General features: G+C 68.5%; 14 protein-coding genes and 1 pseudogene. 10 read left to right on the top strand and 5 right to left on the bottom strand.

Features of this window, described 5'->3' with window-relative positions:
* A partial coding sequence (locus AB1634_04235) for an ankyrin repeat domain-containing protein (GenBank protein ID MEW6218729.1) occupies window positions 1–457 on the top strand: 457 nt, incomplete at its 5' end.
* Between the two features lie 20 nt (window positions 458–477).
* On the opposite strand, the gene AB1634_04240 is transcribed toward AB1634_04235, so the two are convergent.
* Both AB1634_04240 and AB1634_04245 read right to left on the bottom strand, forming a co-directional pair.
* Window positions 478–1674 carry an ATP-binding protein gene (locus tag AB1634_04240; protein MEW6218730.1) on the bottom strand — a complete coding sequence of 399 codons (1197 nt, stop codon included), beginning with the start codon at window positions 1672–1674 and terminating at the stop codon, window positions 478–480.
* A 71-nt stretch (window positions 1675–1745) separates the two neighbouring features.
* The gene (locus AB1634_04245; protein ID MEW6218731.1) at window positions 1746–3698 is read right to left on the bottom strand and encodes an ATP-binding protein; all 1953 of its coding nucleotides are present in this window, start codon (window positions 3696–3698) and stop codon (window positions 1746–1748) included.
* 208 nt (window positions 3699–3906) lie between these two features.
* On the opposite strand from AB1634_04245, the gene AB1634_04250 reads away from it, so the two are divergent.
* Window positions 3907–5613 (top strand): glutamine--tRNA ligase/YqeY domain fusion protein, encoded by a 1707-nt coding sequence (locus tag AB1634_04250; GenBank protein ID MEW6218732.1) that lies wholly within the window; start codon window positions 3907–3909, stop codon window positions 5611–5613.
* Window positions 5614–5665: 52 nt separating this feature from the next.
* Here the strand turns inward: AB1634_04250 and AB1634_04255 are convergent, their stop codons facing one another.
* Window positions 5666–7585: an ATP-binding protein gene (locus AB1634_04255; protein MEW6218733.1), complete on the bottom strand. Its 1920-nt coding sequence runs from the start codon at window positions 7583–7585 to the stop codon at window positions 5666–5668.
* A 275-nt stretch (window positions 7586–7860) separates the two neighbouring features.
* On the opposite strand from AB1634_04255, the gene groES reads away from it, so the two are divergent.
* The 6 genes and pseudogenes from groES (at window position 7861) to AB1634_04285 (ending at window position 15897) form a co-directional block, all read left to right on the top strand.
* Window positions 7861–8148 (top strand): co-chaperone GroES, encoded by a 288-nt coding sequence (gene groES / locus AB1634_04260; GenBank protein MEW6218734.1) that lies wholly within the window; start codon window positions 7861–7863, stop codon window positions 8146–8148.
* A gap of 19 nt (window positions 8149–8167) precedes the next feature.
* The gene (gene groL, locus AB1634_04265; GenBank protein ID MEW6218735.1) at window positions 8168–9793 is read left to right on the top strand and encodes a chaperonin GroEL; all 1626 of its coding nucleotides are present in this window, start codon (window positions 8168–8170) and stop codon (window positions 9791–9793) included.
* A 334-nt stretch (window positions 9794–10127) separates the two neighbouring features.
* Window positions 10128–10574: a hypothetical protein gene (locus tag AB1634_04270; GenBank protein MEW6218736.1), complete on the top strand. Its 447-nt coding sequence runs from the start codon at window positions 10128–10130 to the stop codon at window positions 10572–10574.
* Window positions 10575–11547: 973 nt separating this feature from the next.
* Entirely contained in the window at window positions 11548–12369 is an 822-nt protein-coding gene (locus AB1634_04275) for an AAA family ATPase (GenBank protein ID MEW6218737.1), read from the top strand.
* 621 nt (window positions 12370–12990) lie between these two features.
* The gene (locus AB1634_04280) at window positions 12991–15300 is read left to right on the top strand and encodes a formylglycine-generating enzyme family protein (GenBank protein ID MEW6218738.1); all 2310 of its coding nucleotides are present in this window, start codon (window positions 12991–12993) and stop codon (window positions 15298–15300) included.
* Between the two features lie 261 nt (window positions 15301–15561).
* Window positions 15562–15897: pseudogene (locus AB1634_04285) on the top strand (hypothetical protein).
* Between the two features lie 44 nt (window positions 15898–15941).
* Here the strand turns inward: AB1634_04285 and AB1634_04290 are convergent.
* Window positions 15942–16640: a Uma2 family endonuclease gene (locus AB1634_04290; GenBank protein ID MEW6218739.1), complete on the bottom strand. Its 699-nt coding sequence runs from the start codon at window positions 16638–16640 to the stop codon at window positions 15942–15944.
* 134 nt (window positions 16641–16774) lie between these two features.
* On the opposite strand from AB1634_04290, the gene AB1634_04295 reads away from it, so the two are divergent.
* Entirely contained in the window at window positions 16775–18370 is a 1596-nt protein-coding gene (locus AB1634_04295) for an ATP-binding protein (protein MEW6218740.1), read from the top strand.
* A 135-nt stretch (window positions 18371–18505) separates the two neighbouring features.
* Here the strand turns inward: AB1634_04295 and AB1634_04300 are convergent, their stop codons facing one another.
* On the bottom strand, window positions 18506–19453 hold the full coding sequence (locus AB1634_04300; protein ID MEW6218741.1) for a nitrous oxide reductase accessory protein NosL: 948 nt from the start codon (window positions 19451–19453) through the stop codon (window positions 18506–18508).
* A gap of 521 nt (window positions 19454–19974) precedes the next feature.
* On the opposite strand from AB1634_04300, the gene AB1634_04305 reads away from it, so the two are divergent.
* Window positions 19975–20916 (top strand): phosphate ABC transporter substrate-binding protein, encoded by a 942-nt coding sequence (locus AB1634_04305; protein MEW6218742.1) that lies wholly within the window; start codon window positions 19975–19977, stop codon window positions 20914–20916.
* The last annotated feature ends 193 nt before the right edge of the window (window positions 20917–21109 follow it).

Genomic DNA, 21109 nt, shown 5'->3' on the forward strand with positions numbered 1-21109 from the left:
GGAGGCCCTCACCGCCGCCGATCCCGGGGGCCATGCCGCCGCGGCCCGGGCGCTTCTGGCCAGCGGGCCACCGGGGCCGGCGTCTGCGCCGGCGACGGCTGAGGACCTGATCCAGGCGGTCCGGCAGCAGCCGGTGCCGGAGGTGGTGGCCATCCTTGCCCAGGGCGTCGATGTGAACGTGGCCGGGGAGGGTGGGCTCACACCGCTCATGGCGGCCGCCAGCCGCCGGCGGGTGGAGGTCATCAATCTGCTGCTGGCCTGTGGCGCCCGGCTGGACGCCCAGGATGATGCCGGCTTCACTGCCCTGATGCACGCTGCCCGGGCCGGCAATGAGACCGGGGCCGGAATCCTGCTGGATCGCGGGGCCAGGCGCGACCTCCGGGACCGGGCCGGCCGGACGGCCTGCGAGCTGGCCCTGGTCCACGGCCATCACGGCATGGCCGACCTGCTCCGGTAGCCGGTGCCGGCGAGGTGCCGTCAGGTCACCTGGAACCAGGGCCGGACCAGGAGATTTTCCCGCCAGTACAGCGCGTCCCCGCCGTGCACCAGCATCCCGACTTCTGCCGCCGGGGGCCCCAGGGCGATGAAGTACCTGAGGCCGTCGAACAGGGAGCGGTCGACGGTTTCGCTCGATTTCACCTCGATGGGGATGAGACGGGTGCCAGCGTCGATGACCACGTCGACCTCATGCCCTGCCTGATCCCGCCAGAAGTAGAGCGGTGGCACCTCCCCCCGGTGGGTGAAGGCCTTGAACAGCTCGGCGAGGACAAAGGTCTCGTGGATGGCCCCTTTCATGGGGTGGAAGACCAGGTCGGTCGGCTCCCGCACCCTGAGCAGATAGCACAGAAGACCGGTGTCCAGGAAATAGAGCTTGGGACTCTTGATGAGCCGCTTGGAAAAGTTGGCATGGTGCGGCGGCAGGAGATGGATGATGAATCCGGCCTGCAGGATGGATAGCCAGCTGCGCACCGTGGTGTGGGAGACACCGGTGTCCTGGGCCAGGGAGGAGAGGTTGAGCAGCTGGCCGCTGCGTCCGGCACACAGGCGCACAAAGCGCTGGAAGGTCTCCAGGTTGCCGATGGAGGCCACATCCCGCACATCCCGCTCCACGTAGGTCCGGTAATAGGCGGACAGCCAGTCCTGGGGGGTCAGGCCCTTGTCATGGATACGGGGATAGAGCCCCTGGTAGGTGATCTCTTCCAGACTGAATGAAGGCTTGGCCAGCGGGGCAGGCAGCTCAGGGAGCCGCCACGGGTCGGATCCTTGGCGCCCCAGCAGCTCGTCCAGGCTGAAGGGCAAGAGATTGACCAGCGCCGTCCTGCCGGCCAGGGTCTGGGTGACCTTTTCCAGGACCTGGAACTGCTGGGAGCCGGTCAGAATGAAGCGGCCGGGCGCGTCCTCGCTGTCGACGATTCCCTGGATGAAGGAGAGAAGGGCCGGCGCCCGCTGGATCTCGTCCAGGATCACCCCACTTGAGAAGCGGCGCAGAAACCCTTTGGGGTCAGCGCCAGCAAATTCCCTCTCGTGGGGATCCTCCAGACTCACATAGGCGTGCTCGGCGAAGACGGCCTTGGCCAGGGTTGTCTTCCCGGACTGGCGCGGGCCGGTGATGGAGACCACCGGGAACTGTCGCGCCAGCCCGGCGAGCTTGTCCGTGAGGGTACGCCTGATCATGGCTCCAGCCTAATGGCCAGCCGGGTGCCCTGTCAATTTGAACCTCCCACTTTCAATCGGTCAGGGTTCCGTCAGGCGCCGCGGTCCAGGATCCGGCGGACCATGGTGGCGAGGTCGGCCCGGGTCCAGGGCTTGGTCAGGAGATCCCGGGCGCCCAGGGCCCGGGCATGGCCGGCGTTCAGCTCCTGGCCGTGGCCGGTGGACAGAATGATGGGCAGGTCGGACCGCAGGGCCAGGAGATGGCGGACGAGGTCCTCGCCCCGCATCTCCGGCATGGCAAGGTCACAGATCACCAGGTCAAAGGCCTCCGGGTGGTCCTGGACCAGGGTGAGGGCTTCCGGGGAGCGGGTGCAGGCGGTGACCTGGTAGCCCAGCCGGCCCAGAGACAGCTGGCCCAGGGCGGCCAGGCTGGCGTCGTCGTCCACGAACAGGATCCGCTCGCTGCCGCCCTGGGTGGCCTCCTCGGTGGCCGGGACCTGGGCGCTCTCCGGCTCGGCGGCGGTGGGCAGCCACACCCGGAAGACCGAGCCCTGGCCGGGTGTGCTGTCCACGGTGACAAAGCCCCGGTGGCTGCGGGTGATGCCGCCCACCACCGCCAGTCCCAGACCGGAGCCCTGCCCGGCCTCTTTGGAGGTGAAGTAGGGCTCGAAGATGCGATCGCGGATGGCGGGGTCGATGCCGCAGCCGGTGTCAGCCACCGCCAGCTGCACATACTCCCCGGCCAGCACACCGTGGCGGCTGGCCTCCTCAGGCCCCACCTGCTGGGCCGCCAGGCTGATGGTCATGACCCCGGTGTCGCCCATCGCCTGGACGGCGTTGGTGGCCAGGTTGATGAGCACCTGGTGGATCTGCACCGGATCGGTGCGCACCGGCGGGCAGTCGGCCGTGATCCGCTCGACAATGGAGATCGAGGCCGGCAGGGTGGAGCGCAGGAGCTTCAACGCCTCCTTGACGATGAGCTGCAGCCGCAGGGGCAGCAGATCCGCCTGCGAGCGGCGGCTGAAGGTGAGGATCTGGCGGATGAGGTCCCGGGCCCGCAGGCAGGACTGGACCACCATGCGCAGATGGCCCCGGGCCGGGTTGTGGGCCGGCACCAGCTGCTCCGACAGCTCGGCGAAGCCCAGGATCGCGGCCAGGATGTTGTTGAAGTCGTGGGCGATGCCGCCGGCCAGGGTGCCGATGGCCTCCATCTTCTGGGCCTGGTGCAGCTGGCTCTCCAGCCGGTGCCGCTCCTCCTCGCTCCGCCGCTCCTCGGTGACGTCCCGGCCCACCGTGTAGACGGTACCGGTGAGGGGGTCGGGGGTGGCGGTCCAGGATACCTGGCGCGTGGAGCCGTTGGGGCAGCGGAGGCGGTTCTCGAAGCGGACCACCGGCTCCCCATCGGCCAGGGTCCTGATCTTGGCCGTTGTTGCCGCCTGGTCCTCGGGCAGAACGAAATCCAGCAGCGGCCGGTTGCAGAGCTCCTCGGCAGGGGCGCCCAGGAGCCCCTCCATGGTCGGGTTGACGGACAGCAGGCGGCCATCGAGATCGCACACTGCCAGGAGGTCTCCGGACAGGGCAAAGAAGTTGTTGAGCGTCTCTTCGGTGCGGCGGCGTCTGGTGATGTCCGAGCAGACGATGGCGAAGCGGCCGGGGGCGGGAGAGAAGGCGGAGATGTGCAGGTGCTTGTGCAGGGGCCGGAAATAGGTCTCGAAGACCGTGGGACCTTCGCCAGCGGCGACCTGGGCGAAGGTTTCGAGAAAGGGGGCGCTGCCGGTGCCGTAGACGCGGCTGGCCTTCTTGCCCACCGCCTGCCGCCGGCTCAGCCCGCAGATGGCCTCGAAGGCCGGGTTGACATCGTCGATCGAATAGTCCTTGGCCCGGCCCTTGGCGTCGAAGAGGATGGTGCTGATGGCCACCCCTTCCCGCATGGTGTCGTAAAGACGCTGGAAGGTGGTCTCCCGGGCGGCCGGCGGCACGGCGCCCGCAGGGCGGCGGTCAGGCGGCCGCGGGGAAGGGCCTTCGGGGATGAGGGGCTTGTCCATGACTCCTTGCCGGCATGACGGGGCACAGCCCCGGCTCGGTTGCGAGCAGCCTAGCGCAAAAGGCGGGTGCACGTCAAAGAACCTTTTTGCGAGCCCGCTTGCGGCTGGCCCAGGGGCGAGCGCCTTGCTGGCGGCGGGCCGATCCGCTACAATGCCGCCAGCCGCCGTCCGGCGGTCTTGGTTCGACCCTATCCCCAGGAGGGCTGTTATGAGCGAGCGCGAGCTGTCCCCGGCGGCCAATTTCATCGCCCAGATCGTGGCCGGCGACGTGGCGGCAGGCAAAAACGGCGGCCGGGTGGTCACCCGCTTCCCGCCGGAGCCCAACGGCTATCTGCACATCGGCCACGCCAAGTCCATCTGCCTCAACTTCGGCCTGGCCCAGGCCTTCGGCGGCCGCTGCCATCTGCGGTTCGACGACACCAACCCCACCAAGGAGGAGCAGGAGTACGTGGAGTCCATCCAGGAGGACGTGGCCTGGCTGGGCTTCTCCTGGGGCGAGCATCGCTATTTCGCCTCGGACTACTTCGAGGAGCTGTACCGCTACGCCGTGCTCCTCATCGAGGCCGGCAAGGCCTACGTCTGCTCACTTTCCGCCGACGAGATCCGGGAATTCCGGGGCACCCTCACCGAGCCGGGCCGGGAGAGCCCCTACCGGAACCGCTCCGTGGCCGAGAGCCTGGACCTTTTTACCCGGATGCGGGCCGGTGCGTTTCCCACCGGCAGCCATGTGCTGCGGGCCAAGATCGACATGGCCTCCGGCAACCTCAACATGCGGGATCCGGTCATCTACCGGATCCTGCACGCCAGCCACCACCGCACCGGCGATGCCTGGTGCATCTACCCCATGTACGACTTCGCCCACTGTCTGTCCGACGCCATCGAGGGCATCACCCATTCCATCTGCACCCTGGAATTCGAAGATCACCGGCCGCTCTACGACTGGATTCTGGACCAGCTGCCCGTGCCGTGCCATCCCCAGCAGATCGAGTTTGCCCGCCTGAACCTGACCTATACGGTGATGAGCAAAAGAAAGCTCCTGCGTCTGGTCGGCGACGGCCATGTGGCCGGCTGGGACGATCCCCGGCTGCCCACCATCTCCGGGCTGCGGCGGCGGGGCTATCCGCCGGCGGCCATCCGCGCCTTTTGCGAGCGGATCGGCGTGGCGAAGAAGGACTCCATGGTCGATCTGGCCCTCCTGGAGCACTGCGTCCGGGAGGAGCTCAACCGCACCGCCCCCCGGGCGATGGCGGTCTTAAGGCCGGTCAGGGTCGTCATCGAGAACTATCCGGAGGGCCAGGTGGAGGAACTGGCAGCGGTCAACAACCCGGAGGATCCGGCGGCCGGCAGCCGCACGGTGCCCTTCTCCCGCACCCTCTACCTGGAGGCCGAGGACTTCATGGAGGAGCCGCCCAAGGATTTCTTCCGTCTCGCCCCGGGCCGGGAGGTGCGGCTGCGCTGGGCCTACTTCATCCGTTGTGTGGGCGTGGTCAAGGATCCGGCGACCGGGGCGGTGGTGGAGCTGCGCTGCACCTATGACCCGGAGACCCGGGGGGGCAATGCCCCGGATGGCCGCAAGGTGAAGGCCACCCTGCACTGGGTGTCGGCGGATCAGGCGGTGCCGGCGCAGGTACGGCTCTACGACACCCTGTGCCGGGTCGAGAATCCGGCCGCCGCCGGCGACGGCACCGACTTCACCAGCCTGGTCAACCCCCGCTCCCTGGAGGTCCTGGACGGCTGCCGGGTGGAGCCCAGCCTGGCCGCCGCAGTCCCGGGCAGCCGCTGGCAGTTCGAGCGCCTGGGCTATTTTTGCGCCGACCGCCGGGACAGCCGGCCGGGTGCCCTGGTCTTCAACCGCACGGTCACCCTGCGGGATCCCTGGGCGAAGATCCAGAAGAAGGGAAGAACCGCAGAATAACGAACAAGGAATGTCCAACCGAAGAAGGGGCCGGCAGGACTGATCCGAAACGTCAACTACCGGTCCCTTCGAGATTCGAAATTCCTTGTTCGATATTCGACATTCGTCCCTCCCGGGGCAGCAGCACGGTGAAGGTGGCGCCCTGGCCAGGCGTTGATTCCACCTCGATGCGGCCGCCGTGGCGTTGGATGATGCCGTAGCTCACCGACAGGCCCAGGCCGGTGCCTTTCACCGCCGGCTTGGTGGAGAAGAACGGCTCGAAGATCCGGTGCTGGTCCTCGCTCCTTATGCCCCGGCCGTTGTCGGTGAAGGTGACTGCCACAAACGCCCCCCGGGTCTCGGCCCGGATGGCGATCCGACCATTCCCCTCGCAGGCATCCACCGCGTTGTTGAGGAGGTTGAGGAAGACCTGCTGCAGCTGATCGGCTACCGCCGGCACGGCCGGCAGATCGGCAGGGACGTCGCACGCCACCTGGATGCCGTGCCGCTTGAGATCCGCCCGGTACAGGCCCAGAAGCCCTTCCAGGAGCGGCGGCAGGGAGACCAGGGCCAGACGCCCCGAGCTGGGGCGGTGGAAGTCCTGGACGTCTTGCACGAGCTTGCGCATCCGCTCGCACTCCTTGAGGGCCATGGCCACCAGCTCGGCGTCCTCCGGCTCCAGCACCGCCCGCCGCTGGATGCCCCGGATCACCCCCATCACCCCCTGGAGCGGATTGTTGAACTCGTGGGCGAAGGAGGCGGCGAGCCGGCCCACCGCGGCCAGCTTCTCGGCATGGAGGAGCTGGCGGCAGGTGGTCTCCAGGGCCTCGGTCCGCTCCTGGACCATGACCTCCAGCTCGGCGTGGGAGCGCTGCAGGGCGGCCTCCGCCTCCTTGCGCTCCGTGATGTCGTAGGCGATCTCCAGGCGTACCAGCCGGCCGTCCAGCCAGGGGATGACCCGGTCCTGGGCGTCATACCAGCGGCCGTTGACGGAATTCCTGACCTCCCAGCGCAGGACCCCGGCCGGCCGGCCTTCGCTGTCCAGCAGGCGGTCGTTGGTGCAGAACGGGCAGGGGCCGCTTTGGCCGGCCTGCAGGACCTCCCAGCAGCGGCGTCCGGCCGGTTCGCCGAACCGGGCCTGCAGGTACCGGTTGGCGAAGAGCAGCCGATGATCCTGCATGTCCGCCACGTAAACGAGTGCCTCCAGGCTGTTGAGGACGGTGAGCAGACATTCCTGGGAGGCGGCCAGGGCGCCTTGCACGGCGGTCCGGCGGAGGATCTCGGCGCTGGTCTCCTGGCGCATGGCGTTGACGGCCTCCAGGAGCGCATCCAGCTCGTCGGGCTCGGAAGGCGCGCCTGGCCGCCGCAGGGTCAACGGCCGGGACAGACTGGCCACCCCGGTCTGCCGGGCCTGGCCGGCCAGCTCCTCCAGGTGTCGCCCCACCAGGCGGTGGTGGAGGACAAAGACCAGGGTCGCCACGCACAGGACCAGAACCCCGTTGCTGGCGGCGATCTCCAGGGCCCGGGTCAGGGACAGGTGCACCACCTCTTCCAGATCCGCCTCCACCACCAGACGGCCCAGGGGCACCACGTGGTCCCGGTACGGGTAGGAGAGGGGATATTCCCGGCGCAGGACCCGGCCGGCGGGGCGCGAGCCCACCGCCAGGACGGCCGCGTCCGAGTCGCCGGTCAGCTCCAGATAGCGCAGATGGGGACTGGCCAGGAGGCCCTCCATCTGGGCCTGCAGGAGCTGCCGGTTGGACAGCCACAGGGAGGTGCTCATGGCCGGGGCGTGCACCAGGCGGATTTCTTCCAGATGCTCCTGCACCCGGCGGATGCCGGCCCGGATATCCATGGCCACGTGCACGGCGGACAGGGCAGAGGTGAGAGCCAGGCTGGCCAGGAGGATCTGCCGGAGGAGGCGGCCGGCCAGACGGCGGGGGTGGCGGCTGCCAGGGGCCTGGCTCACGGGACTGGTGGGGCTCGCTGCCATCGTCTCCGGCATCTCCCGGCCCATGGCCGAACAAGGTGAGGTCCGCCTTCAGGGACCTGAAGGCCGCGGTGCAGGGCGCTGCCCCATGGACAGAAGCCTCATCATTGGTAAGCCATGGACCCGCTGGCCGTCAAGGCGGAAGCCAGGGCCTGCCTTGACATCCGGCAAAAGCGGTTTATCGTTTCGCCGATTTTTTGTGGCCGGCCCCGGTGCGGTTCCTGGCACCGCAGGCTCGGGCCAGTCCTGAACGGAATCCATCGCAAGGAGAAGAAGGCATGAAGCTGAAACCGTTGAACGACCGCGTCGTGGTGTCCCGGGTAGAGAAGGAGGAGAAGACCGCCGCCGGCATCATCATCCCGGACAGCGCCAAGGAGAAGCCCCAGGAGGGCAAGGTCATCGCCGTCGGACCCGGCAGCCGGGACGAAGCCGGCAGGCACATGGCCCTGGACGTCAAGGAGGGGGATCGGATCCTCTTCTCCAAGTACGCCGGCACCGAGGTGAAGATCGAGGGCGAGGAGCTCTTGATCATGCGGGAGAGCGACATCCTGGCGGTTCTGGACTGATCGAAAGGAGGAAGACGAGATGGCAGCCAAGATGATTGCTTACAGTGCCGAGGCCCGGGAGCACATCCTCAAAGGGGTCAACGTCCTGGCCGACGCGGTGAAGGTCACCCTGGGTCCCCGGGGCCGCAACGTCATCATGGAGCGCTCCTTTGGCGCGCCGGTGATCACCAAGGATGGCGTCACGGTGGCCAAGGAGATCAGCCTCAAGGGCAGGTTCGAGAACATGGGCGCCCAGATGGTGCGGGAGGTGGCCCAGAAGACCAACGATGTGGCCGGCGACGGCACCACCACCGCCACGGTCCTCGCCCAGTCCATCTACAGCGAGGGCCAGAAGCTGGTGGCCTCCCGGGTCAACCCCATGGATCTCAAGCGGGGCATCGACGCCGGGGTGGCGGCGGTGGTGGAGGAGCTGAAGGCCATCTCCAAGCCCATCCAGGACAAGACCGAGATCGTCCAGGTGGGCACCATCTCCGCCAACGGCGAGGAGACCATCGGCCAGCTCATCGCCGACGCCATGGACAAGGTCGGCAAGGAAGGGGTGATCACGGTCGAGGAGGCCAAGGCCATGGAGACGACCCTGGAGGTCGTCGAGGGCATGCAGTTCGACCGGGGCTACATCTCGCCCTACTTCGTCACCGATGCCGAGAAGCTGGAGGCGGTGCTGGAGGATCCCTACCTCCTGCTCTGCGAGAAGAAGGTGAGCGGCATGAAGGATCTCCTGCCTCTCCTGGAGGAGATCGCCCGCTCCGGCCGGCCCCTGGTGATCATCGCCGAGGATGTGGAAGGCGAGGCCCTGGCCACCCTGATCGTCAACCGGCTGCGGGGCACCCTCAAGGCCGCCGCTGTCAAGGCCCCGGGCTTCGGAGACCGGCGCAAGGCGATGCTGGAGGATATCGCCATCCTCACCGGCGGCACGGTGATCAGCGAGGACCTGGGCATCAAGCTGGAGAACGTCCGCACAAACGACCTGGGCACGGCCAAGAAGGTGCGCATCGACAAGGACAACACCACCATCGTCGAGGGTGCCGGCGCCCGGGACAAGATCGAGGCCCGGGTGAAGCTGATCCGCCGCCAGATCGATGAGACCACCTCCGACTACGACCGGGAGAAGCTCCAGGAGCGCCTGGCCAAGCTGGCCGGCGGCGTGGCGGTGGTCAAGGTGGGCGCCGCCTCGGAGACCGAGATGAAGGAGAAGAAGGCCCGGGTGGAGGATGCGCTCAATTCCACCCGCGCGGCGGTCGAAGAGGGGGTGGTGCCCGGCGGCGGCGTCGCCCTGGTCCGGTGCCTGGCGGCCCTGGACCGCCTGGCGGCGGCCGGCGAGCAGCGCTACGGCCTGGACATCCTCCGTAAGGCCCTGACCTCCCCCTTGCGGCTGATCGCCGCCAACGCCGGCTACGAGGGCTCGGTGGTGCTGAACAAGGTCGTGGAGGGCAGCGCCGACTTCGGCTTCAACGCCGCCACCGGCGAGTACCAGAATCTCTCGACCGCCGGCATCGTTGACCCCACCAAGGTGGTGCGCTCCGCCCTGCAGAATGCCGCCTCGGTGGCCGGCCTCCTGCTCACCACCGAGGCGGTGGTGGCCGAGCAGCCCAAGAAGGAGAAGAAGGGCGCTCCGGCAGCGGAGGACATGGACGACGACTACTAGGCCCACCGGTCTTCCCGTGGTGGCCCGCGGCCCGGGTCAGGCAGCCCCATGCCTGGTCCGGGCTTTTTTTTGCCTCCGCACCTCCCCCCTCGGTCTCGGTATCGGTATCGGTCTCGGCTTCTGGCATGTATTCCCCATGGCCCCTGCCCCCCGTCGGTTGGCCCCTTGTTGCCGCCGGCATCCCCCGGGTCGAGATGCCGAGCAAAATCGTTGAGCGTGTCCCCGCCCGTCGGCTACAGTGGAGCCGGCAGCCAACCGCGCATTGCCCCCATTCCCGCCCCCGTTGGCACTGGGCTGACACGCCGTCAGGCGGATGCCCCTTTGGGAGGAGCCCATGGCCCCATACCGAGTTTCGGCAGCCGAAAAGGAGGCGATCGTTGCGTCCATCCGCGCGGTTTTGCTCCAGGAGCAGTGTGTCGTGGGACTCCTCTTCGGCTCCTTTCTCACCGGCGACGAGCTCAGGGATAATGACCTGTGTGTGGCCTGGGACCAGGCGCCGGCGGCCGACTCCACAAGGACGTCCGAACTGGCGGCGGTCCTGGAAGCCGCGCTCCCCTTCCGGTTCGATGTCGTGCCCCTGAACGTTGAGGACGTGCTCCTGCGCGCCTCCATCGCTACCCGCTTCCAGCCCATCGTCGATGTGCGTCCTGATCTGATCGATGCCTTTGTCTTCGAGGCCTGGATCGACATCCAGGACTTCCGTCCCAGGATTGAGGCCTTCTATGCCGAACGTTTCGGGGTTGAACAAGGACAAGCTGCTGCGGCTTTCCGGGACTCTTGACGAGGCCTTGGGGGAGCTGGCCGAAATAGCCAGGATCGAGAAGAAGGCCGTGCTGGCATCCCGGGACCGGTTTGCCCTGGAGGATCTCTGGTACCGCGTGGCCATGGCCACCATCGACCTCTGCTTCCATCTGGTGGCCAAAGGCTACGGCAAGGTTCCTGGCAGCTACCGGCCGGTGCCGCCTATCAGGGCAGCAGGTGGGCCCAGCATTTCGCCTTCTTCCGCTTCGATCTGGGCGACTCCCGGATCCTGCCCACGGTCTATGCCTACAACAAAGACGCCGGCTGCTGGGATCCGCAGCCGGGCCCTTCCAAGGATCTGGTGACCCGGCTGCCGGAAAGGCCCAGGCGCACAACCGTCACCCATGTGCCAGCCACCGGTTTTGATGAGGTCATCAAGAAGAACATCCGTGAGGCCCTGGCAGAGCAGGAGCAGACTACCCTGGCGAATCTCCTGTGTCGGGAAGCCGAGCGGGACGGGGCTTCCCTGGGCACCGGCGATCTGGCCGACCTGCTCTGTGCGCCCGGGCAGGCCCTGGACCGGGCGATTGCCTGGCTCACCCTGACGGCCCGGGAACGGTTGAAGGGGCTACAGAGTCGGGAGCCCGGCGCAGTCCCGGCCTGGCGGCAGCAGCTGCGGGAGGTGCTGGGCTGGCTCGTGTTGCGGGCGGTGGCTCCCGACTGGCTTGCCACCCATCAGGCGGCCTTGCAGCGGGCTGGCGGTGTGCGGGTGGAGGTGTTTCTCCGGAAGCCCAGCTGTATCGAGGTGATGGTGGCGCGGCTGGAAACCAGGGCCGCTTGCTTCCGGACCGTTGCCGACGACGGCAGTCGGTTGGGGGAGTGTGCCATCTCCCTGGGCGGCGAGGCAGATCCCGAGCCCGGGGCCACCCTCCAGGAGGCCTACAAGGCCATCTGGCGGGTGGTGGTCCGTCGGGCCGTGCCCGAGCCAGCTGGCCCGGGCCGCGGCCCAGCAGATGGGGCGCCTGTTCGTGGCCGAGGTGGTGCATGCCCGCAGCGAGAGCCAGGACCTGCAATGGCATTTCGACGCCATCGGCCGGCTGGGGGATGCCCAGGCCCTGGGGGCGGCATGCCGCCCCGGGCTGGAGGTGGACGTGAAGGCGATGCTGGCCCCGGCACAGTATCTCGCTCCAGGCGCGCTGTGGTGGGTGTTCGACTGGCAGGGTGCCCTGGGCCAGGCCGCAAACTGCAAGTGCAAGCACCGGCAGCCGGTACCGCCTCTTGGCTGGGAGCCGGGCAAGGGCAGCGTGCTTCTCATCGACGAGATCGACAAGGCCGAGGCGGATCTGCCCAACGGCCTCCTGGAGACCCTGGGCAACGGCGGCTTTGCCGTTCCCTACCTGGACGAGCCGGTGGCAATCCCGGAAGGGGTGCCGTCGCCCCTGGTGGTCATCACCACCAACGAGGAGCGGGAGCTGCCGGCTGCCTTTGTTCGCCGCTGCCTGGTGCTGCACCTGCGGCTGCCGGACGGCGATCCCGCCCGCCGCGATCAGCCGGAAGCGGTGCGCCGGCAGGACCTGGTGGACTGGCTGCTGGCTCGGGGAAAGGACCATTTCGGCCAGCGGATTGACTGCGAGGTGCTGGAGCAGGCCGCCCAGCAGCTCTGGACCGACCGCCAACAGGCCCGGAATCTCGGGCTCTCTCCGCCCGGCCAGGCGGAGTACCTGGACCTGCTGCGGGCCCTGGACAGGCTGGCCCACGCTGATGCCGCCGGTCAGAAGGACCTTCTTGTCCGCATCCAGGGCTTCGCCCTGCGCAAGTTCGCCGGCCTGTGCTGAGCCAGCCCCCGCTGCCGGACCATCCCTTGCCCACGGCCGAACGGCTGCGGCGCGCCGCCGTCTCCCGGGCAGAGCTGCTCTACTTCGCCGACGCCAGCGGTCCGGAGGCCTTGCGCCGGGCCGCGGAAATCTTCGGCTTCCGGGCGCCGGTGGAGGAAGAGGAGGAGACGGCCCCGCCAGCTGCTGACCGCTCGCCGAGGGTATCTCCGACTCCAGCCCCCGCGCCGGTCCAGGCTCCGGAAACAGCGATTCCCGTTGCGGCTGCGCCGTACCTGCGGCTCTGGCGCCGCCAGCGGGTCCCGGACCAGGAGCGGCGCACCGAGGCGCCGGCCCGGCTTGCCGCCACGCCGCCCCTCAGCCCCGGGTCCGGCCCGCGGGACCTGCCGCCGGACCCGCCCCCCCTCACCCCCTGGCGGCGGCTCTGGCCCTTCCTGCGGCTGGCCCTGGGCAGCTGCGGTCCGGGCCGCGCCCTGGATATCCCCCGGCTGGTGGCCGATCTCAGCCAGGGCCGCACCTGCCGCCAGCTGCCCCGGAAGGTCCGCCGCTCCTGGGCGCCTTTGGCCCAGGTCATCGTGGACCAGGATCTCGGCCTCTTCCCTTTCTGGCAGGATTGCGAAGCTGGTGGCCGGCCTGCGGGGCCTCAGGGGCAGCTCCGGTCTGTCGGTGGTGGGCTTTCCCGAGGGGCCGGACCGGGAGGCCATTCCCTGGGCGCGGGACCGGGAACGGGCGCGGCGGCGCCGGCCGGAGCCGTACCGCCTGCCCGATCCCGGCACCCCGATCCTCATCCTCGGCGACTGCGGCTGCCTGGCCAAGAGGCCCGGCCCCTGGCTGGCCTTTGGCCGCCGGCTCAAGGCGGCCGGCTTCCGGCCGGTAGCCCTGATGCCCTGTCCGGCCCGTTACTGGGACCAGGAGCTGGGCCAGCTCTTCCTGCCGGTGCTGTGGGACCGCCAGGCGCGGCTGCCCCGCTGGCTGGACGCCGGCCAGCCGCGGCCCGAGGCTGCCGCCCCGGATCCGGGCCTGGAGCAGCTCCTGCGCCTGGTGGCCTGGGCGGTGCGGGTGGAGCCCGGCCTCTTGCGGGCGCTCCGCTTCCGCCTCGGCGCCAGCAGGGCCGACGTGGGCACCGAGGCCGCGGTGTGGCGGCATCCGGATGTCCGGGATGACGGCCCGACCTGCACCATCCGGCCGGAGCGCCTGGCGGCCATCCGCCAGCAGGCGGTCAAGGAGCTGCAAGAAGGAGGGCCGGAGGTTCAGGCCCTTTACGCTGACGCGCACCGCTTGCTCACTGCCTTCCACCAGGGGGCGCATCCCACCATCCAGGCCCTGGAGGAGATCGTGCGCGCCCAGGCCCTGGCCGTGCCCCCCGCCCCCGAGGCCCTGCACCGCCTGTGGCAGGTGGCAGCCACCCTGGACCGGCCCGGGGGGTATCCCTATCTGGCTCGGCTGCAAGCCTGGGTGCTGCGCATGCAGGAGCGTCTGGAGCCGGCCTTCTGGGGCAGTGACACCGCCGAGCCGGTGGCTATCGCCCTCGCCACGGTGAAGACGGCCTTGGCAAGGCGCCAGATCGAGATTGCCCTTCCGCCTGGCTTTGACATCAAGCGAGTGCTCTGGGCCCTCGGTGCCACAGGGCTCCAGTCCTACGAGCTGCGCCAGGAGGTGACCCCCCAGGGCGAGCGGCGGCTGGTGCTCACCCCCCCGGGACCGCCGGCAACCGATGGCCCGTCGGGTCGTGGGAACATCCTGGTGGCGCCCCTGTCCCTGGCTGCCTCCAGCCTGGAGTGGCAGCATCAGGATGACGCCGGCCCGGCCGGCCCCGTCCAGGTGCTCGATATCCGGCAGGAGCAGGCCATCCCGGTGCCGCCAGCCGGCCGCCTCCGGATCGACAGCGACTACGAGCACCTGGAGATCGATCTCCTGGACAAGCCCGCCTGGGCGCTCCGCATCGAGCAGGGCCGCAGCCCAACCGGCGAGGACCGGCTGATCCTCACCCCCCGGGACCGCCCCGACCGTCCCCTGTGGTGGCTGCCACCGGCGGACTATCCTGTCCTGGACCGAGCCAACCGGGTAGTGGGTCAGCTGCCGATCACCGAAGGCCGCTGGGTCAGTTCTGAGACGTACCAGGAGCTGCGGGGCGTTGGCCTGCGCCAACCCGACTGGGCCCAGGCCATCGGCCAGGACCAGTACGGCCTCTTTGCCGATTGGGTGTACCAAGGCGTCACCCAACGCTTCCGCTGGATCCCGCCCGGGCAGTTCCGGATGGGCTCACCGGAGGATGAGCCGGAGCGCTGGCAGGACGAAGGCCCCCGGCACGAGGTCTTGCTCACAGAGGGCCTCTGGCTGGCGGACACCGCCTGCACCCAGGCCATGTGGCAGACGGTGATGGGGAAGAACCCGAGTCGTTTCCAGGGCGCCGACCGGCCGGTGGAAAAGGTGAGCTGGAATGACGTGCAGCGGTTCCTGGAGCGGATCAACAGGGAGTGGCCGGGGTTGGAGCTGCGGCTACCCTCCGAGGCGGAGTGGGAGTATGCCTGCCGGGCCGGGACCGAGACGCCCTTTCCCTTCGGGACCACCATCACCCCGGAGCAGGTGAACTACGACGGCAACCGCCCGTATGCAGGGGGCGAGAAGGGGCTGTACCGGCAGGAGACCGTGGCGGTGCAGGCCCTGCCCGCCAACGCCTGGGGGCTCTACCAGATGCACGGCAATGTCTGGGAATGGTGTGCCGACTGGTACGGAGCCTATCCGGCCGGGCCGGTGATCGACCCCGCGGGGCCGGAACGAGGCACCGAGCGGGTGCTCCGTGGCGGCTGCTGGATCTTCTACGCCAGGAGGTGCCGTTCGGCCCTCCGGTACTGGTTCGGGCCCGGCAGCCGCTTCGTCATTACCGGCTTCCGCCTTGCCCGAGGTCAAACAGGGAAGCAGGCAGGGCGGTAGCCGGGGGCGCAGGGCCGCCGGACAGCCGCCGTCGCGGAGCAGGCGGCGGTCAGGCGGGCCGGCGACCCCGGCGGAGCGGCTGGGCACGGAGGGCTTCGCGCGGGGCGCACCCGAATGGGTGCAACGCCGGAAGCTGGCCATGGTGGCCTCCCATAAGTCCCATAGGTCCTGTAAGTCCCATGGGTCCAAGAGAGCCATGGGAGCTATGGGAATCATGGGATTTGTGGATTGCCATGCGCGGGGCGCACCCGAAGGGGTACCATGCCGGAAGTCCGCCCTGAAGGCCGTTGTTTCTTGAGAGCCTCGCGCAGCGAGAGCAGATACGGTAGCCGGGGGATTCATCCCCCGGCAGGAGGCGCCGGCGACAACCTCGACCGCCGCACCCCCCCGGTGCCGGACACACCCCCTTGCGGCCGGACACCCTGGCGGGCATCCGCCGCACAGGCCGAAACCGCGGCGGCTGCCGGGGGGCGTGGCCGGTGCTTCCCGGCCGGCCTTGAAAGGCCGGCCAACCACGCTGGGGGGAAGAAGGGGCGTTACCGGCAGCAAACCGTGCCAGTGCAGGCCCTGCCCGCCAACGCCTGGGGCCTCTACCAGATGCACGGCAATGTCTGGGAATGGTGTGCCGACTGGTACGGAGCCTATCCGGCCGGGCCGGTGACCGACCCTAATGGGCCGGTGGGGCTCATCCCCACCCGCGGCCGCTGCGGTGGCCCGGGACAGTGGCTGGCAGCTGTGCCCTCCCCGCGGCCGGCGCAGCACAAGCCCTGGCAGGCCATCAGGACCCCCGGCAGGCGGTCCTCCAACCAGAGGTTGGCCAGGTCGATGTCGATCTCGGAGAACGGCTCGGCGCGCACCTTGTCGTCTTCGGCAAAGTCGCCAAGGGACAGCCAGCGCCCGGCTTCGAGCTTGAAGACTTGCAGCAGCCGGTCCCGCGGATCGATCAGCCACAGATACGGAATGCCGTGCCTGGCGTAGCTTCGGGCCTTGGTTATGCGATCATGGCGAATACTGCCCGGAGAGAGAATTTCGCATATCCAGTCGGGGAACGGCAATCCAGTTCTGTCCTTTCTCCAGCCGGAGATGTCGGGAGCAAACAGATCGTCCTCAAGTCTCACTTCCACTTCCCCGAGGATGATCCAGCCGCCTGGCCCGCCTTGACCGAACCGGTACGGCGGCACCAGGGCGCCACCGAGATTTGAAGCAGCACCGCAGTCGCTCCCCTGCGGCGCATCTTCCGCTGGCGGCGGGGTCACCAGGATGCGAGCCTGGCAGGGACAATTAACCCAATTCTCACATTCCCCCTCCATAATGGTGGTGTGCTTCTGTGCCAGGGCCAAGCCAGGCCCGCCGGCAAGGCTCTTCTGTTGTCGAGGCGAGGAGCCGCCGCCGGGCCCGGTTCCGGCAGCCCGGACCGGGTGGCGATGCCCGCCGCCGGGCGGACCAGCGCCGCCTTTGTCCAGGGGAGACCTCGATGGACCACCTCGATCTCGCGCCATACATCGCCGCCGTGCGGCCCATCTCCGCTGCCATGGACATGCACGAGGTCTTCGCCCGCTTCCGCAGCGACAAGACCTCGTCCTTCTTCCCGGTGGTGGACCTCACCGGCCGGCCCCTGGGCATCGTCCGGGAGCTGGAGCTCAAGGACTACGCCTACGGCATGTTCGGCCGGGAGCTGATCAAGCGGGAAAGCGTCACCGCCTTTGTGCGGGGCTGTCTGACCGTCGAGTACCAGACCCCCATCGATGAGATCCTGATCCGGCTGGGTAGCCAGCCTCTGAGCGACGGCATCCTCATCACCAGGAATGGCATCTACGCCGGGGTCGTGTCCAACCTCTCGCTTCTCGCCCTCTATGAGCAGGTGCGCATCCGGATGCAGAGCCAGCTCTCCCAGGTCCAGAAGATGGAGGCCATCGGCACCCTGGCCGGCGGCATTGCGCACGATTTCAACAACATCCTTCTGCCGATCATGGGCTATGCCGAGCTGATCAAGAAGCTGTTGGGGGTGGAGCAGCCGGCGATTGTGGGCTACGTCGATCAGATCCTCACCGCCTCGAAGCGGGCCAAGGAGCTGGTGCGGCAGATCCTGACCTTCAGCCGCCAGCGGAGCAGCGAGCGGGTGCCGATCAGCCTCGCTCCCGTGGTCCGGGAGGTGATGCAGCTCTTGCGCTCGTCGCTGCCGGCCACCATCACCATCGCCACCGAGGTCCTGATCGAGGAGGCCACGGTGGTCATCGATCCGGCCGAGGTGCACCAGATCCTCATGAATCTGTGCACCAACGCCGCCCACGCCATGCGGGGGGGGGGCGGCCGGTTGACGGTCTCCCTCCGGGAGGCCAGCGGCCCGATGGTCGATCACGATGGCGGTGCGCTGCTGCAGGAGCGGCCCTGCGTCCGGGTTTCGGTGCAGGACACCGGCCACGGCATCGAGCCGGCGCATCTGGCCCGGATCTTCGAGCCGTTCTTCACCACCAAGGGGCCTGGCGAGGGCACGGGCATGGGGCTGTCCGTGGTGCATGGCATTGTCACGGGTTGCGGCGGCGGCGTCAGAGTCGAATCCGCACCAGGCCAAGGCAGCACCTTTCACATCTACCTGCCGCTGTCGCGGCGCATGACCGACCATCCCGCGCTCGTCACCAGCGGCCGGCCGACCCATGGCGGCGGCATCCGGGTTCTCCTGGTGGACGATGAGCACATGATCACCGAGCTGGCCTCCGCCTACCTGGCGGAGGTTGGCTTCCGGGTCACCGTCAAGAGCAGCAGCCTGGAGGCCCTGGTGCACCTCCGGGCGAGGCCTGGGGACTTCGATGTGCTGGTGACCGACCAGACCATGCCGGAGCTGACCGGGATCAAGCTGGCCCAGCGGGCCCTGGAGGTCCGTCCCGACCTGCCGATCATCCTGGTGACCGGCTACAGCGACATGGTGTCCGAGGATGTGGCCAGGGCCTGCGGGGTCCGGGAGTATATGCTGAAGCCGTACACCTTTGGTCTCCTGGCCTCCAAGGTGGTTGCCCTGGCCGGGTCCGACGGGGCGAAGGGAGGGGCAGCCGTAGCCGGCGCCCGGTGCTGATCGCCTGGCCGGGCGGGCGGCGGTGCCTGGCGCCACCGGGGCGTCTCTCGCGCCCAGCGCGCCGATGCCGGCAGCCCCCGGTGCACAGGGCCTGCCGGCATCGGGCCGATCGCCCGCAAAGGACCGGGGCTTGGCCTACTTGCCGTTCCGGATCATAAGCGAGGTGAGATCCTGGAAACGGACCACCTGGCCGCCTTTCTCCTTGGCCAAGGCCTCGGCAGCGGCCTTGAGGCGGAAGGGCAGGGCCTCCGGACCCATGCTGCCCATGACCGAGGAGCCGACCAGGTAGTAGAGCCCGGACGCGTAGTCAAAGCCGCCCTCCGGATAGACGGTGACCCAGGCGTCACCAACCTGCTCCTTGGCGCCGCCGAAGTCGGCCGGGTTGTCCAGGTAGCGGACCAGGCAGCTGGTGGAGCAGAAGTGCAGGCGCTGGCCATCCCTGGTGATGAGCTGGCAGCTGTGCTTCGGGAACTGGGCGGGCTTCATGCCGCAGGTGACGCAGGCGTCCTGCAGGGTCGCCTCCACGATCTTGCCCTTCTTGAGCCGGTTGGCGGCAATGGTCAGCCGCTCCTCGGGCAGCGTCGTCATGGCCTTGTCCAGGGTCGCAGCGAAGCCCTGCACCTCCCCTCCGTACTCCTTGCTGAAGGCCTCGGCCTCGTCGCGGCTGGCAAAGGCGATCTTGGAGACCATGCTCATGGTGCCCCTGGCTGTTGAGCCCACCACGTAGCTGGCGCTGGCGGCATCCACCATCTTCTCCGGCGCCAGATAGACCGCGGCCATGACCGCCTGCGGCTTCTCCCCGGCCTTGGCGGAGACGTCGGCCAGACAGTGCAGGGAGCAGACGTGGTGCTCGCCATCGGCGATCCTGAAGCTGTGCCTGGTGCGGGCCCACATGTTGAGCCCCATGCCGCAGTTCTCGCACTTGCCTTTGTCCGTGAACATGGCCGGCTTCATGATGGGGTGCTCCACATCCGGCACCCTGGGGTCTTCGGCCTGCACCCAGGTGCCGGACAGCACCGCCAAACCCACCACGAGCAGCACGGTCACGACCATCCCCACCAGCCTTCCGTTCCAGTCCGTCATCGTCATCGCCCTCCCTCATTGGCTCTTGTTGCCGCCCCTGGGGCCTGTCCCCCTTCCGGGCCCACCGGCGCCGTGCGGCCGCCGGGCATCGGGTGACCCGGCCAGCGCTCCGCCGTTCGAGATCATCGCCAACGCGGGGGTTGGGTGTCAATGGCAAAACAGGGCAGACGGCCCGTTGTGCCCCCATCTGCTCCGGGATGCTGGCGGCTTTTTGGGCCGGGTGGGGGCGACGCATGCGTCGCCCTGCGGACTGGACCTCTGCTTATCGAATATCCGGACGCAATCCCGGCAAGCGGCGGCCGGGGCCAGCCGGGCCGGCACGTGGCTGCCGCTTTTACGGAATGCTCACAACATCTTCATCAAATCGTAACGGATCCGGTCTATCCTTGTCCCAGGCACGACACGGGTGCGGGTGGCGCGGGCACGCGGCTCCCGGCCCGGGCACCCATCCATTCACCCTGTTGGAGGAATCGATCATGATGAAAAGCGTGTTGGCGAGAACGGCGATGGTCGCGGGAGCCATGCTCCTGACCGGCCTGGGGGGAGGCGCCGCCCAGGCGGCCGAGGTCAAGGTGGATGCGGCCATTCCGGCGTACCAGCAGGCCACCGGCGTCGCCGGCAACCTCAACTCCATCGGCTCCGACACCCTCAACAACCTCATGACCTACTGGGCCGAGGGCTTCCGCAAGGTCTATCCCAACGTCAACATCCAGGTGGAGGGCAAGGGCTCCAGCACCGCCCCCCCGGCCCTGCTGGCCGGCACCGCCCAGCTGGGCCCCATGTCCCGGCCCATGAAGGCCTCGGAGATGGAGGAGCTGGAAAAGAAGTACGGCGCCAAGCCCACCAGCATCGGCGTGGCCCTGGACTCGCTGGCGGTGTTCGTGCACAAGGACAACCCGGTGCAGGCGCTGTCCCTGCCAGCGGTGGACGGCATCTTCTCCAAGACCGGCAAGAGCGGCCATGCGCCGGTGAATACCTGGGGCGAGCTGGGGGTGACCGGCGAGCTGGCCGGCCGGCCCATCAGCCTGTACGGCCGCAACTCTGCCTCCGGCACCTACGGCTATTTCAAGGAGCACGCCCTGGCAAAGGGTGACTTCAAGGATACGGTGAAGGAGCAGCCGGGGTCGGCGGCAGTGGTCATGGCGATCACCGAGGACAAGGCCGCCATCGGCTACTCGGGCATCGGCTATCTGACCTCCGGCGTCAAGGCCCTGGCCCTGTCGGCGGCCGACGGCAAGCCGGCCTTCGAGCCCACCTACGACAACGTCCTGTCCGGCAAATACCCTTTGAGCCGGATGCTCTACATCTACGTGGTCAAGGATCCGGCCAAGCCCCTGGACAGCCTGGTGAGCGAATTCCTGCGCTACGCCCTGTCCCAGGAAGGCCAGCAGATCGTGGTCAAGGACGGCTACCTGCCGCTGCCGGCCGCCGTGGTCACCAAGGAGCTGGCCAAGCTCCAGTGAGCGGGGCCGGAAGAGGCGCCGGCCCGACCCTTGCTGCCCTTCTTCCCACCTTGCCGGAGCATCCCCCCGGGGCTTTCCCGGGGGGATGCTTTTTTTGCCCGCACCTGCTTGCCGTCCTTCATCGAAGCCAAATAGAATCGTAATCAAATCTTAACAAGAGACATCTATTGTGGCCTTCGGCCATCGGCCGGCT

The sequence above is a fragment of the Thermodesulfobacteriota bacterium genome (assembly GCA_040755095.1).
GTDB lineage: Bacteria > Desulfobacterota > Desulfobulbia > Desulfobulbales > JBFMBH01 > JBFMBH01.